The sequence below is a fragment of the Pseudomonas sp. NY15463 genome, assembly GCF_048068415.1.
In the GTDB taxonomy this organism is placed as follows: Bacteria; Pseudomonadota; Gammaproteobacteria; order Pseudomonadales; family Pseudomonadaceae; genus Aquipseudomonas; species Aquipseudomonas mosselii_C.
The window spans coordinates 205,184-218,359 of record NZ_JBLUQD010000003.1; the positions used below are offsets into that span (position 1 = coordinate 205,184).

Annotated in this window: 13 protein-coding genes; 8 read left to right on the forward strand and 5 right to left on the reverse strand. The window is 63.0% G+C overall.

Annotated elements, in window-relative coordinates; all coding sequences use genetic code 11:
* The first annotated feature begins 14 nt into the window (after positions 1–14).
* The 5 genes from pstA (at position 15) to ACNFIC_RS08815 (ending at position 5,689) form a co-directional block, all read left to right on the forward strand.
* Positions 15–1,685 (forward strand): phosphate ABC transporter permease PstA, encoded by a 1,671-nt coding sequence (pstA, locus tag ACNFIC_RS08795; RefSeq protein ID WP_416780804.1) that lies wholly within the window; start codon positions 15–17, stop codon positions 1,683–1,685.
* Positions 1,686–1,787: 102 nt separating this feature from the next.
* Positions 1,788–2,621, forward strand: a complete 834-nt coding sequence (pstB, locus tag ACNFIC_RS08800) for a phosphate ABC transporter ATP-binding protein PstB (RefSeq protein ID WP_138220711.1) — start codon at positions 1,788–1,790, stop codon at positions 2,619–2,621.
* 128 nt (positions 2,622–2,749) lie between these two features.
* Positions 2,750–3,520, forward strand: a complete 771-nt coding sequence (phoU, locus tag ACNFIC_RS08805; protein WP_023630537.1) for a phosphate signaling complex protein PhoU — start codon at positions 2,750–2,752, stop codon at positions 3,518–3,520.
* A gap of 163 nt (positions 3,521–3,683) precedes the next feature.
* Positions 3,684–4,589 carry a response regulator gene (locus ACNFIC_RS08810; protein ID WP_138220710.1) on the forward strand — a complete coding sequence of 302 codons (906 nt, stop codon included), beginning with the start codon at positions 3,684–3,686 and terminating at the stop codon, positions 4,587–4,589.
* A 200-nt stretch (positions 4,590–4,789) separates the two neighbouring features.
* Positions 4,790–5,689: a peptidoglycan DD-metalloendopeptidase family protein gene (locus ACNFIC_RS08815; protein ID WP_138220709.1), complete on the forward strand. Its 900-nt coding sequence runs from the start codon at positions 4,790–4,792 to the stop codon at positions 5,687–5,689.
* 226 nt (positions 5,690–5,915) lie between these two features.
* Here the strand turns inward: ACNFIC_RS08815 and ACNFIC_RS08820 are convergent, their stop codons facing one another.
* From ACNFIC_RS08820 to phoB, 3 genes are all read right to left on the reverse strand, one after another.
* The gene (locus ACNFIC_RS08820) at positions 5,916–7,256 is read right to left on the reverse strand and encodes a hemolysin family protein (RefSeq protein ID WP_138220708.1); all 1,341 of its coding nucleotides are present in this window, start codon (positions 7,254–7,256) and stop codon (positions 5,916–5,918) included.
* Between the two features lie 124 nt (positions 7,257–7,380).
* Positions 7,381–8,652 (reverse strand): phosphate regulon sensor histidine kinase PhoR, encoded by a 1,272-nt coding sequence (phoR, locus tag ACNFIC_RS08825; RefSeq protein ID WP_416780983.1) that lies wholly within the window; start codon positions 8,650–8,652, stop codon positions 7,381–7,383.
* Positions 8,653–8,832: 180 nt separating this feature from the next.
* Positions 8,833–9,522, reverse strand: a complete 690-nt coding sequence (gene phoB, locus ACNFIC_RS08830) for a phosphate regulon transcriptional regulator PhoB (protein ID WP_003253341.1) — start codon at positions 9,520–9,522, stop codon at positions 8,833–8,835.
* Positions 9,523–9,694: 172 nt separating this feature from the next.
* Here phoB and ACNFIC_RS08835 point away from each other — a divergent pair, with 172 nt between their 5' ends.
* Positions 9,695–10,063: a hypothetical protein gene (locus ACNFIC_RS08835; protein ID WP_138220706.1), complete on the forward strand. Its 369-nt coding sequence runs from the start codon at positions 9,695–9,697 to the stop codon at positions 10,061–10,063.
* A 154-nt stretch (positions 10,064–10,217) separates the two neighbouring features.
* Here the strand turns inward: ACNFIC_RS08835 and ubiA are convergent, their stop codons facing one another.
* Together ubiA and ACNFIC_RS08845 are read right to left on the reverse strand one after the other, a co-directional pair.
* Positions 10,218–11,108 (reverse strand): 4-hydroxybenzoate octaprenyltransferase, encoded by an 891-nt coding sequence (gene ubiA / locus ACNFIC_RS08840; protein WP_138220705.1) that lies wholly within the window; start codon positions 11,106–11,108, stop codon positions 10,218–10,220.
* Positions 11,108–11,665: a chorismate--pyruvate lyase family protein gene (locus ACNFIC_RS08845; protein ID WP_138220704.1), complete on the reverse strand. Its 558-nt coding sequence runs from the start codon at positions 11,663–11,665 to the stop codon at positions 11,108–11,110. The genes ubiA and ACNFIC_RS08845 overlap by 1 nt, the downstream gene beginning before the upstream one ends.
* A gap of 156 nt (positions 11,666–11,821) precedes the next feature.
* Between ACNFIC_RS08845 and ACNFIC_RS08850 the strand changes: the two genes are divergently transcribed.
* Together ACNFIC_RS08850 and ACNFIC_RS08855 are read left to right on the forward strand one after the other, a co-directional pair.
* Entirely contained in the window at positions 11,822–11,989 is a 168-nt protein-coding gene (locus tag ACNFIC_RS08850; protein WP_138220703.1) for a rubredoxin, read from the forward strand.
* A gap of 33 nt (positions 11,990–12,022) precedes the next feature.
* Positions 12,023–13,171, forward strand: a complete 1,149-nt coding sequence (locus ACNFIC_RS08855; RefSeq protein ID WP_416780809.1) for an NAD(P)/FAD-dependent oxidoreductase — start codon at positions 12,023–12,025, stop codon at positions 13,169–13,171.
* Positions 13,172–13,176: the final 5 nt, after the last annotated feature.

Below are 13,176 nucleotides of genomic sequence, written 5' to 3' on the forward strand. Positions count from 1 at the left end.
AAAGGTAGAGATCCGTGAAAAAGGATTCCCTCAAAGGCTGGTTCAAGAGCGGCGCCCCTGGCGTCTGGATCAGCGGTGGCGCGGTGGCCATGGCGGTCATCATGACCGTTGGCCTGCTGGCGGTGATCGCCGTGCGCGGCCTGGGCCATTTCTGGCCCGCCGATCTGGTCCAGGCCACCTACAAGGTGCCGGGCCAGGCCGATCACATCGTCATCGGTGAAGTGGTACAGAAGGAAGAAGTCCCGCGCGAACGCCTCAAGGGTGCCGGTTTGCCGGTGCCTGACCAAGGCCCGGAGTTCATGACCCGTGAGCTGATCAAGGTGGGTAACCGCGACCTCAACGGCAGCGACTTCACCTGGGTGGTCGGCGAATGGCTGGTGGACCAGCAAAAGCCCGCCGAACTGATCGCCCTGGAGCGCCGCGAGTGGGGCAACTTCTACGGTTTCCTGGTGAGCGTGAAGGAAGACGGTCGTGTGGTCGCCCAGGGCCCTGAGGCCTGGAGCGAGCTGCAAGCCCGTCTCAAGCGCGCCAGCGAGCTTAACGATCAACTGGTCAAGCTTGAGAAGAAAGACATCGGCGCCATCAACCATGGCCTGGAGCGTCTGCGCCTGCACAGCCGCAAGCTGGAACTGGACGGCAAGTTGGACGCCGCCGCCCAGGCCGACATGGATGCCGAGCGCGCCGAGCTGAACAACCGCTACAAGGCCATCGAGGAGCGCCTGACGGGTCTGCACCAAGCCTTCGCCCGCGACAGCCTGGTAGCCCGCGATGCCAATGGCCGGGAAGTCGAGATCAACCTGAGCAAGGTGGTCCACGCGATCCAGCCGAATGCCATGTCCGGCCTGACCAAGATGGGCGCCTATTTCATCAAGGTGTGGGAATTCCTCAGCGATGACCCGCGTGAGGCCAACACCGAGGGCGGGATCTTCCCGGCGATCTTCGGCACCGTGATGATGACCCTGATCATGGCCGTGATCGTCACCCCGTTTGGCGTCCTGGCGGCAGTCTACCTGCGTGAATACGCCAAGCAGGGCCCGGTGACCCGCCTGATCCGTATCGCCGTGAACAACCTGGCCGGTGTTCCGGCGATCGTCTACGGCGTGTTCGGCCTGGGCTTCTTCGTCTATGTGCTGGGGGGCTCGATCGACCGCTTGTTCTTCCCCGAATCGCTGCCGGCACCGACCCTCGGTACGCCTGGCCTGCTGTGGGCCTCGCTGACCCTCGCACTGCTGGCGGTGCCGGTGGTGATCGTGGCCACCGAGGAAGGTCTGGCGCGGATTCCGCGTACCGTGCGCGAAGGCTCGCTTGCCCTGGGGGCGACCAAGGCCGAGACGCTGTGGAAGATCGTCCTGCCAATGGCCAGCCCGGCGATGATGACCGGCATGATCCTCGCCGTGGCTCGCGCCGCGGGCGAAGTGGCGCCGCTGATGCTGGTAGGTGTGGTGAAACTGGCGCCGTCGCTGCCGGTGGATGGCAACTACCCGTACCTGCACCTGGACCAGAAGATCATGCACCTGGGCTTCCACATCTACGACGTCGGCTTCCAGAGCCCCAACGTCGAGGCCGCGCGGCCGCTGGTGTACGCCACCGCGCTGCTGCTGGTGATGGTGATCGCCACCCTCAACCTCTCGGCGGTGTGGATCCGTAACCACCTGCGCGAGAAGTACAAGGCCCTCGACAGCTAATTTAAGCCTTAAGCCACAAGCGGCAAGCTTCAAGCAGATTGCCGCTTTGTCCAAACTTGCAGCTAGCAGCGTGAAGCTTGCAGCTTCAAATGGAGTGAGAACATGCAACACGAAGCTCATACCCACGGCATCGACATGTCGGCCCTGGGCCGCGACAAGCAGAGCCTGCGCCTGGCCGAAGAGACCGTGGCCATCGAAGTCCCTGGTCTGTCCCTGTTCTATGGCGACAAGCAAGCGCTGTTCGACGTCAGCATGAACATCCCCAAGCAGCGCGTGACCGCCTTCATCGGCCCGTCCGGCTGCGGTAAGTCCACGCTGCTGCGGACCTTCAACCGCATGAACGACTTGGTCGACGGCTGCCGTGTGGAAGGTGCCATCAACCTGTACGGCAATAACATCTACCGCAAGGGCGAGGATGTGGCCGAACTGCGTCGCCGGGTGGGCATGGTGTTCCAGAAGCCTAACCCGTTCCCCAAGACCATCTACGAGAACGTGGTCTACGGCCTGCGCATCCAGGGCATCAACAAGAAGCGCACCCTCGACGAAGCAGTGGAGTGGGCGCTCAAGGGCGCGGCGCTGTGGGACGAGGTCAAGGACCGTCTGCACGACTCGGCACTGGGTTTGTCCGGTGGTCAGCAGCAGCGTCTGGTCATCGCCCGTACCATCGCCGTGGAGCCTGAGGTACTGCTGCTCGACGAACCGTGCTCGGCACTGGACCCGATCTCGACCCTGAAGGTCGAGGAACTGATCTATGAGCTCAAGTCCAAGTACACCATCGTCATCGTGACCCACAACATGCAGCAGGCGGCCCGCGTTTCGGACTACACCGCGTTCATGTACATGGGCAAACTGATCGAGTTCGGGGACACCGATACTCTGTTCACCAACCCGGCGAAGAAGCAGACCGAAGACTACATCACCGGTCGCTATGGCTAGGGCGCGGTTGGCGCAGCTGCAAGCTTGAAGCTGCAAGCTGCAAGAAAGAGCGGTTAGCGAAAGCCAGGGAAAGACACGAATCACATGAAGCTTGCAGCTTTCAGCTCGTAGCTTCGCGGAGCGAACGCATGATCAATAAAGAAAGCCTTACCCACCACATTTCCCAGCAGTTCAACGCCGAGCTCGAAGAAGTCCGCAGCCACCTGCTGGCAATGGGCGGCCTGGTCGAGAAGCAGGTCAACGACGCGGTCACCGCGCTGATCGAGGCCGATTCGGGGCTGGCGCAGCAGGTGCGCGAGGTCGATGAGCAGATCAACCAGATGGAGCGCAACATCGACGAGGAATGCGTGCGCATCCTCGCCCGCCGTCAGCCGGCTGCCTCCGACCTGCGCCTGATCATCAGCATTTCCAAGTCGGTGATCGACCTTGAGCGCATCGGTGACGAGTCCACCAAGATCGCCCGCCGTGCCATCCAGCTGTGCGAAGAGGGTGAATCGCCGCGTGGCTACGTCGAGGTGCGTCACATCGGTGACCAGGTGCGCAACATGGTGCGCGACGCGTTGGACGCGTTTGCCCGCTTCGACGCCGACCTGGCCCTGTCGGTGGCCCAGTACGACAAGACTATCGACCGCGAGTACAAGACGGCCCTGCGTGAACTGGTCACCTACATGATGGAAGATCCGCGTTCGATCTCCCGTGTACTGAGCGTGATCTGGGCGCTGCGTTCGCTGGAGCGCATCGGCGACCATGCGCGTAACATCTCGGAGCTGGTGATCTACCTGGTGCGCGGCACCGACGTGCGGCACATGGGCCTCAAGCGCATGAAGGCCGAGGTTCAGGGCGAAGCCTTCGATGAAGGTGAAATCGCTAATGTTCCGGCTGAACCGGACGATAAATAAGATTGCTCCCGAGCATCACGCCCGGCTTTGGCCGGGCGTTTTCGTTTGTGGTCGAGCACCCAGCAGGCACCCGCGAACGATCGTAGAAGTCCCGGCGTGACCAGTGGTTTGGCAAATTGCCATCAGTCGGCGGTATGCTAGTCGGGATTCAAGAGGAGTATCGATGAGTAAAGTCAATGTGCTGGTCGTGGACGATGCGCCGTTCATCCGCGATCTGGTAAGGAAGTGCCTGCGAAATGCCTTCCCAGGCATGGTTATCGAGGATGCGGTCAACGGTCGCAAGGCCATGGCCATGCTCGTCAAGGAACGTTTCGACCTGGTCCTGTGCGACTGGGAGATGCCCGAGATGTCGGGCCTCGAACTGCTGACCTGGTGCCGTCAGCAGGAAGAAATGAAAGCCATGCAGTTCATCATGGTGACCAGCCGTGGTGACAAGGAGAACGTGATCCAGGCGATCCAGGCGGGTGTTTCCGATTTCGTCGGTAAGCCGTTCACCAACGAGCAACTGCTGACCAAGGTGAAGAAATCCCTGACCAAGATCGGCAAGCTCGACACCCTCATGGCCGGTGCGCCGAAGGCCAATTCGGCGTTCGCCAACGACTCGCTCAGTGCGCTGACCGGTGGCCGTACCGAGGCCGCCAAGGTGGCCGCGCCTGCCGCAGCGGCACCTGCGCCGGGCAAGCCACTGATCAATGCACCCACGCCGAAAAGCGCTGCCGCCGCTGCCCAGGCCGGTCGTGGCCAGGGTCAGTTGCGTCTGGCCAGTGGCCCGCAAGCCTGTGTGATCAAGGCCCTGAGCCTCAAAGAAGCCCTGCTGGTGGTGCGTCGTAGCGCCAACCTGCCACAGGTGCTCGAAGGTGCGGTACTGGACCTGGAGCAGGGTGAGAACGCCGAAGTCGCGCGCCTGAATGGTTACCTGCACGCGGTTGCCGCACTCGAGCCCAAGCCTGAAAGCGACTGGCTGCAACTGACCTTCAAGTTCGTCGACCAGGATGCCCAGAAGCTCGACTATCTGTCGCGCCTGATCGCCCGCGGCACTACCCAGAAACACTTCACGCCAGGCGCTTGATCTCGATCATGTGCACCTGGCCCTGTGGGAGCGGGTTCACCCGCGAATGCGATGTGAAGCCCATCGACGCATTCGCGGGTGAACCCGCTCCCACAGGGATGCAGTTCGCAGCGCCATCGGCTCTCCCGACCAACTGCAATTCCTCCTTCAAATCCGGCTGCTAGTCTACGACAGACCCAATCTGTCAAATGGCCATCATCATGCCCGCCGCCCGCCTGCTGCTGTTCTGCGCGTTGCTCACGGCTTCTGCCTCGAGCCTGGGCATCACCCTCTACAAGACCACCGACAACAATGGCGTGGTGTCTTACTCCGACTGGCCGAGTCCGGGGGCCAAGCCGTTCGTGCTCCAGGAGCCGATGGTCGAGCGCATCGACCGCCAAGTGGTGCTCAAGACTGAACCGTTCCCCGGTGGCGTGCGCTTCCTCGCCCGTAATGAGCTGTACGTCCCGATGGAGGTCGAGCTGCGTCTGGATGGTTTGGCCAATGCTTTTGGCGGTAATGCCCCGCGCCTCGTGCGGCGGGTGGTGCCGCCACGTTCGACGCAGGTCCTCAGCGCGATACTCGCCGGGCCAGGGGGAGCGCTGAAGTACAACAGCCGCTTCCAGTACGCCATGGGCGATCCGGTGCAACGCAGCCAGGGCTACCGCTATCCGTTTCCGTGGAAGGGGGGGCCGTTTCGTATCAGTCAGGGACCTAACGGGCGTGTCAGCCATTTCGGGCCCAAGGGCCGCTACGCCATCGATATCGCCATGCCCGAAGGTACGCCGATCATCGCCGCCAGGGGCGGGGTGGTGGTCAAGATCGAGAACGGCCAAAGCGGTCGGGGCTCCAACCCCTCGGGTAACTTCGTGCGTATCCTGCACCCAGACGGCACCATGGGGGTGTATTTGCATCTGATGCGTGGGTCGGTGGTGGTCAGGGAGGGGCAGCAGGTGGCGGTGGGCCAAGCGCTGGCCAAGTCAGGCAATACCGGCAACAGCACCGGGCCGCACCTGCATTTTGTGGTACAGCGCAACGTGGGGATGGGCTTGGAGTCGATCCCGTACCAATTCGATCGGCCGATTGGCGGGATGCCGGATTTCACCGCAGGTAACCCCTGAAGGTCGTTTCACGATCCACTGTAGGAGCGGCCTTGTGCCGCGATGGGCTGCGTAGCAGCCCCAAGTATTGGCAGCCTGCACAATCGCCGGGGCTGCTGCGCAGCCCATCGCGGCACAAGCCCGCTCCCACAGGGTACGCGGAGCGCTTGCGAAATCAGTTCTCTGCGCGACAGCGCAGCCCAAAGGGCTGGGTGATCTCCTACAGGGAAACGTGGCTTCTGACCGATCAATCCAGCTTGAGTACCTTGGCTAGCACGATCTTCGGTCCTTTCATCTTCTTGATGATGATGCGCAGGCCTTCGACTTCCAGCACTTCTTCTTCCTCAGGTACGCGTTTGAGCGTCTCGTAGACCAGCCCGGCGAGGGTTTCCGCCTCGATGTGGTCCAGGTCGATGCCCAGCAGGCGCTCGACCTTGAACAGCGGGGTGTCGCCGCGTACCAGCAGCTTGCCGGGCTGATAGGCGAGGATGCCGCGCTCGGTCTTGCGGTGCTCGTCCTGGATATCACCTACCAGCACTTCCAGCACGTCTTCCATGGTCAGATAGCCGATGACCTTGCCGTCGGCTTCCTCCACCAGTACGAAGTGCGCGCCGCCCTTGCGGAACTGCTCCAGCAATTGGGACAGCGGCATGTGCCGGGACACTCGCTCCAGCGGGCGGGCCATGTCCTGCAGGTCGATGGTTTCGGGCAGGTGGTCCAGCTCGGCTAGCTCCAGCAGTAGGTCCTTGATGTGCAGCAGGCCGGTGAACTCCTCGCGCTCGGCGTCGTACACCGGGTAGCGGCTGAACTTGTGCCGGCGCAACAGCGCGAGGATCTGCTTGAGCGGCGCGTTGGCGTCGATGCACACCATGTCTTCGCGGGAGTTGGCCCAGTCGACCACTTCCAGCTCGCCCATCTCGACCGCCGAGGCCAGTACGCGCATGCCTTGATCGCTTGGGTCCTGGCCACGGCTGGAGTGCAGGATCAGCTTGAGTTCTTCACGGCTGTAGTGGTGCTCATGGTGCGGGCCGGGCTCGCCTTGGCCGGCGATGCGCAGAATGGTGTTGGCGCTGGCATTGAGCAGGTAGATCGCCGGATACATCGCCCAGTAGAACAGGTACAGCGGCACGGCGGTCCATAGCGACAGCAGCTCGGGTTTGCGGATTGCCCAGGATTTGGGCGCCAGCTCGCCGACAACGATGTGCAGGTAGGAGATCACGAAGAACGCGACGAAGAACGAGACAGCCTTGATCAGCTCGGGGCTGTCGACGCCGAAGTAGGCCAGCAGGGGTTCGAGCAGGTGGGCGAAAGCCGGTTCACCTACCCAGCCCAGGCCCAGCGAGGCCAGGGTGATGCCCAGCTGGCACGCCGACAGGTAGGCATCGAGTTGGTTGTGTACCTTGCGCAGGATGCTGCCGCGCCAGCCGTGCAACTCGGCGATGGCTTCGACGCGCGTGGCACGCAGCTTGACCATGGCGAACTCGGCGGCTACGAAGAAGCCGTTGAGCAGCACCAGGAACAAGGCGAAAAGAATCATGCCGAAGTCGGCGAACAACGAGGTGAGGCTGATACCAGGGGAAGGGTCCATGATGGAGTTTTTACAGGGTCCGTCGGTGAAATAAGGGGAAAAAAAGTGCCAGCGATTGCTGGCACAGGGGATCCAATGTAGCGGCTGGGGCCGTAAAAGCAAAGGGGGGCGTGCCCCCGAGGCGTCATACGCGGGTCGTGGCCAACTGTGCGGGCGCAAAATGACAGGTGAAGGTGCTGCCATGCCCGGGCACGCTGCTGATCTCGAGCTTGCCGCGATGGCGCATTAGCACGTGCTTGACGATCGCCAATCCCAGCCCGGTGCCGCCGGTATTGGACGCACGGCTGGAGTCGACCCGGTAGAAGCGCTCGGTCAGGCGTGGCAGATGCTTGGCATCGATGCCGACGCCAGAGTCCTGCACACTCAGGTGGGCGCCCTGTTCATCCGCCCACCAGCGGATGCGGATATTGCCTTCGTCCTGGGTGTACTTGACCGCGTTGAACACCAGGTTGGAAAACGCGCTACGCAGCTCCGATTCGCTGCCTTTCAGGCGGATGCCGGGCGTCGCCTCCAGGGTGATGCGCTGGTTGCGTGGGCCCGACAGCGCCTGGGCGTCGTTCGTGATGGCGCCAAGTAGCGTGTCGACCGCGACCGGTTGGTTATCCGAGGGATAGTCGGTGGCTTCGAGCTTGGCCAGCAGCAGCAGGTCGTTGAGCAGCGTCTGCATGCGCGAGCCTTGCGTGCTCATCTGTTGCAGGGCGCGGCTCCAGCGCGGGTTGACGTCCTCGACGTTGTCCAGCAGGGTTTCGAGGTAGCCGGTGATTACTGTCAGCGGTGTGCGCAGCTCGTGGGAGACGTTGGCGACGAAGTCCTTGCGCATCTGTTCGAGCTGATGAATGCGCGTGACATCGCGCACCAGCATCAAGTGCTCGTTGTTGCCGTAACGGGTCAGGTGCAGTTGGACGCGCAGGCGGTCGTTGATCGGCGATGGGATTTCCAGCGGCTCGGCGTAGTTCTCGGACTCGAAGTACTCCTTGAAGCGCGGGTGGCGCACCAGGTTGGTCACCGGCTGGCCGCCGTCCTGTGGGGTCTTGAAGCCCAGCAGCGTCTCGGCGGCGCGGTTCCACCATTCCAGGTTGCCTTCGCTGTCGAGCATGATCACCGCGTCGCGCAGTGCGGCGGTGGACTCCTGGACCCGGTCGATGACTGCCTGCAGACGGCCTCGCACGCGTTGGTCGCGGCGTTGCAGGTGGTAGATGCTGTCGAACACCTCGCCCCACAGGCCGTAGCCATCGGGGGGAGCTTCGTCGGGCTGGTGGTTGCGCAGCCAGTCGTGCAGACGCAGCAGTTGCTTGAGCGTCCAGCCCAGGTAGAACGCCAGGCCGATGGCCAGGCTCCAGCCATAGTAGCCGCTGATCAGGCCGCCGATCAGGCAGAGGGTGATCAGCAGCAGCATGTGGCGAATCAGGGTCGCGTGCCAGTTCTGGTTCAATTCACAGATCCTTCGGATCAGCTACAAGTCGCAAGCTAGAAGCTGCAAGAAGAAGCGAATCGGTAATGCTTTAAGTCCATTTTCCAGCCTGTCGCTGCCTGCTTCTTCTTGCAGCTTGAGGCCGAAAGTGCGCAGCTGCTTCTCCTAGCTCTTGGTCGAGAAGCGGTAGCCCGTGCCGCGGACGGTTTGTACCAGATTTTCATAGGCCTCACCCAACGCCTTGCGCAGGCGACGGATGTGCACATCGACGGTGCGCTCCTCGACGTAGACGTTGCCGCCCCAGACCTGGTCGAGCAATTGGCCGCGGGTGTAGGCGCGCTCCTGGTGGGTCATGAAGAATTGCAGCAGGCGGTACTCGGTGGGGCCCATCTCGGCTGGCTTGCCATCGATGGTCACGCGATGGCTGATCGGGTCGAGCAGCAGACCGCCCACTTCGATCGGTGCTTCGCTGTCGCTCGGCCCGGTACGGCGCAGCACAGCCTTGAGCCGCGCCACCAGCTCGCGCGGCGAGAACGGCTTGGTGATGTAGTCGTCGGCGCCGACTTCCAGGCCCTGGATCTTGTTGTCCTCTTCGCCCTTGGCGGTGAGCATGATGATCGGGATATCGCCGGTCAGCTCGTCGCGCTTGAGACGGCGGGCCAGCTCGATGCCGGAGGTGCCCGGCAGCATCCAGTCGAGCAGGATCAGGTCGGGTTTGCGGTCGACGATGATGGCGTGGGCCTGCTGAGAGTTTTCCGCCTCCAGGCAGTCATAGCCGGCCATTTCCAATGCAACGGCGATCATCTCGCGGATAGGCGCTTCGTCGTCGACGATCAGAATGTTCCTGCCAACCATGCTCAATTACCTCTCCCGGATACGGTGTCTTGGCCCGCATTAGATAACGGAATTATTGCAGCTGTGTGACAGAGTCGGGGCGGTTCTGGCGACATTGCATGACTCGACTAGGCTTCAAGGGGCCGCCGATGTGGCGTCGCAACCCCTAAAAGCCGAGACAATGGTGATTCCAATGACACGACATACGCTGAGCTGGATGGCCCTTTTCGCAGCACTGGCACTGCCGGGGGTGGCGTCGGCGCATCACGCCATGGAGAAGAATGGGATGTGGGTCGATCACGCCGGCATGACCCTGTATACCTTCGACAAGGATGCCGCTGGCAAGTCCATGTGCAACGGTGAATGCGCCGCCAACTGGCCGCCGCTGATGGTCAAGGATGGCGAAAAGGCCGAAGGCAAGTGGTCGCAAATCAAGCGAGACGACGGCAAGATGCAGTGGGCCTATGACGGTAAGCCGCTGTACACCTTCGTCAAGGACAAGAAAGCCGGAGACATGACCGGCGACGGCATGAAGGACGTGTGGCACGTGGCCAAGCCATGAAAGGCTGAATGATTTGGCGCGGTCTTTGTAGGAGCGGCCTTGTGTCGCGAAAGGGCCGCGTAGCAGCCCCAGGATCTTGGCATCCTGCAGAATCGCCGGGGCTGCTTTGCAGCCCTTTCGCGACACAAGGCCGCTCCTACAGGCCCGTCGACACTCAACGCAGTGCGTAATCCAGCACCACCCCCACGAACACCAGCATCCCCGCCCAGTGGTTGTGCAGGAACGCCTTGAAGCACGATTCACGGTCCAGCTTGCGGGTCGACCAGAACTCCCAGGCGAAGCACGCCGCAGCCCCCAGTATCCCGAGGTAGAACCCACCACCCAGCTCGAAGCGGTTGCCCGCCAGCAGCAGGCAGCCCAGCGACAGCAGTTGCAGGGTAAGGATGATCACCCGGTCGGCCTCACCGAACAGGATGGCGGTGGACTTCACCCCGATCTTCAAGTCGTCGTCGCGGTCGACCATGGCGTAGTAGGTGTCATAGCCCACGGTCCACAGCAAGTTGGCGATGTACAGCAGCCACGCGGCGGCCGGCAGCGATTGCCCGGCCGCAGTGAAGGCCATGGGGATGCCCCACGAGTACGCCGCCCCCAGCACCACCTGCGGGTAATAGGTGTAGCGCTTCATGAACGGGTAGCAGGAGGCCAGGGCCAGCGCGCCGAAGGACAGCCAGACAGTGCTGGCATTGGTGCACAACACCAGCAGGAAGCTCAGCCCCACCAGCACGGCGAACAGTGCCAATGCTTCGCGCGGCTTGACCCGCCCGCTGGCCAAGGGGCGGTCGGCGGTGCGCTTGACGTGGCCGTCCACCTTGCGGTCGGCAAAATCGTTGACGCAGCATCCGGCGGCGCGCATCAGCACCACACCCAGGCCGAAGATCAACACATTGGCCAGGCTTGGCGAGCCGTTGCCGGCGATCCACACCGCCGTCAGCGTCGGCCATAGCAGCAGGTAGATGCCGATCGGGCGGTCCATACGGCTCAGCTGGACGAAGTCCCAGGCCCTTGGGTGCAGGCGATTCAGTGCCTTGAGCAGTTGCAGGTACATTAGCGGTGATCCTCCTTGTCCGCTTGCCACAGCGCTGGCAGGAACACCTCGGCTACCAAGAGGTCGAGCCCTGCGCGTTCGAAGCGCGAGCGGCGTCCCCACAGCCCGGCATGCGCGGCATCCGCCGGTAGCCAGGGCTGTGGATAGCGGCATGCCTCGATGGGATGGCGAATGAACGCCTGGTCGCAGAACAGCAACTCGCCCAGCGAGCGGCTGCCCAGGGTTTCCAGATCGAGGCCGCCACGTTGCAGCACGCTGCGCCCGGCCACGCTGCGGGCGAACACCCAGGGCTGGCCATGACCGCGTAGGTACACCTCACGCACCCAGCCTTCGGCGCCGGGCGCCAGGCCCAGGGCTGTGCATTCATCGTCGCGCAGCGCCTGCCAGCCCTCGAACAGTGGGGTGACGCTGAAATGATCGTGGGAAAGCCGGGTCAGGCGACGGGTGAGGGAGCCTTCGTCGAACAGCCAGTCGAGGGTGTGCGAGTCGAGGTCGTTGGCCAGTCGCGGATAGGCCAGCCACGCCACAGCGGCTGCTTGCGGGGATTCGTACGGCACGTCGGTATGCTTGTTACAGCCAGAGAGGCGGCGAGCTTAGCACGATTGCCCCAAGGGCCTGCATACAGTACAAAGCCCCAACGAGATTGCGCGATGGCCTCGAGTGTTCCTGGGGCCATCAGCTGCGACACCACGCCTGACCGAGGAAGAACCCCCATGAAACAATGGCAATGCGTTGTCTGCGGTTTGATCTACGACGAGGCCAAGGGCTGGCCGGATGACGGCATCGCGCCGGGCACTCGTTGGGAAGATGTACCTGAAGACTGGCTGTGCCCCGACTGCGGCGTGGGCAAGAGCGACTTCGAAATGATCGCGATCGGTTGATCGCACGGCGGCCTTGAACGAGGAAAGCACGACATGACGTCCCCTGTGGTGATCATCGGCACCGGCCTTGCCGGCTACAACCTGGCCCGCGAGTTTCGCAAGCTCGACAGCGAAACACCGCTGCTGCTGATTACCGCCGACGACGGTCGGTCGTATTCCAAGCCCATGCTCTCCACGGGGTTCGCCAAGCACAAGGACGCCGATGGCCTGTGCATGGCCGAACCCGGCGCGATGGCTGAACAGCTCAACGCCCAGATCCGCACCCATACCCGCATCAGCGGCATCGACCCAGGGCACAAGCGCCTATGGATCGGCGAGGAGGCGGTCGAGTACCGCGACTTGGTGCTGGCCTGGGGCGCGCAAAGCGTGCAGGTGCCGATCCAAGGCGATGCCGGTGAGCGTGTGTTCCCGATCAACGACCTCGAGGACTATGCCCGTTTTCGCGCCGCCGCGGCGGGCAAGCAGCGGGTACTGATACTGGGCGCTGGGCTGATCGGCTGCGAGTTCGCCAACGACATGTGCCTGGGCGGCTACCAGTGCGAGGTGGTTGCGCCTTGTGAGCAGGTGATGCCGACCTTGCTGCCCCCGGTGGCGGCCGCCGCTGTGCAGGCAGGCCTGGAGGCGTTGGGTGTGCGTTTTCACCTGGGCCCGGTGCTGACGCGCTTGCAGGAGGCTGGCGCCGCGCTTGAGGCGCATCTGTCCGACGGCCAGGTACTCAGCTGTGACCTGGTGGTGTCGGCCATCGGCTTGCGTCCACGCACGGACCTGGCCGCTGCTGCGGGTTTGCAAGTCAACCGTGGCGTGGTGGTCGACCGCCAGTTGCGCACCTCCCACGCGCACATCTTCGCCCTGGGCGATTGTGCTGAAGTCGAGGGTATCAACCTGCTGTACGTGATGCCGTTGATGGCCTGCGCCCGCGCCCTGGCGCAAACCCTGTGCGGCAAGCCGACCGCCGTGAGCTATGGGCCGATGCCGGTGACCGTGAAGACGCCGGCTTGCCCACTGGTGGTGTCGCCCCCACCACACGGGGTCGAGGGCACCTGGCAGGTGCAGGGCAGCGGTGCCGACCTGAAAGTGCTCTGCCACGGCGCTGATGGCCAATTGCTAGGCTATGCGCTGACAGGCGCAGCGGTGCTCGAAAAACTGGCGCTGAATCGCCAGTTACCCGCGCTAATGGCGTAAATAGC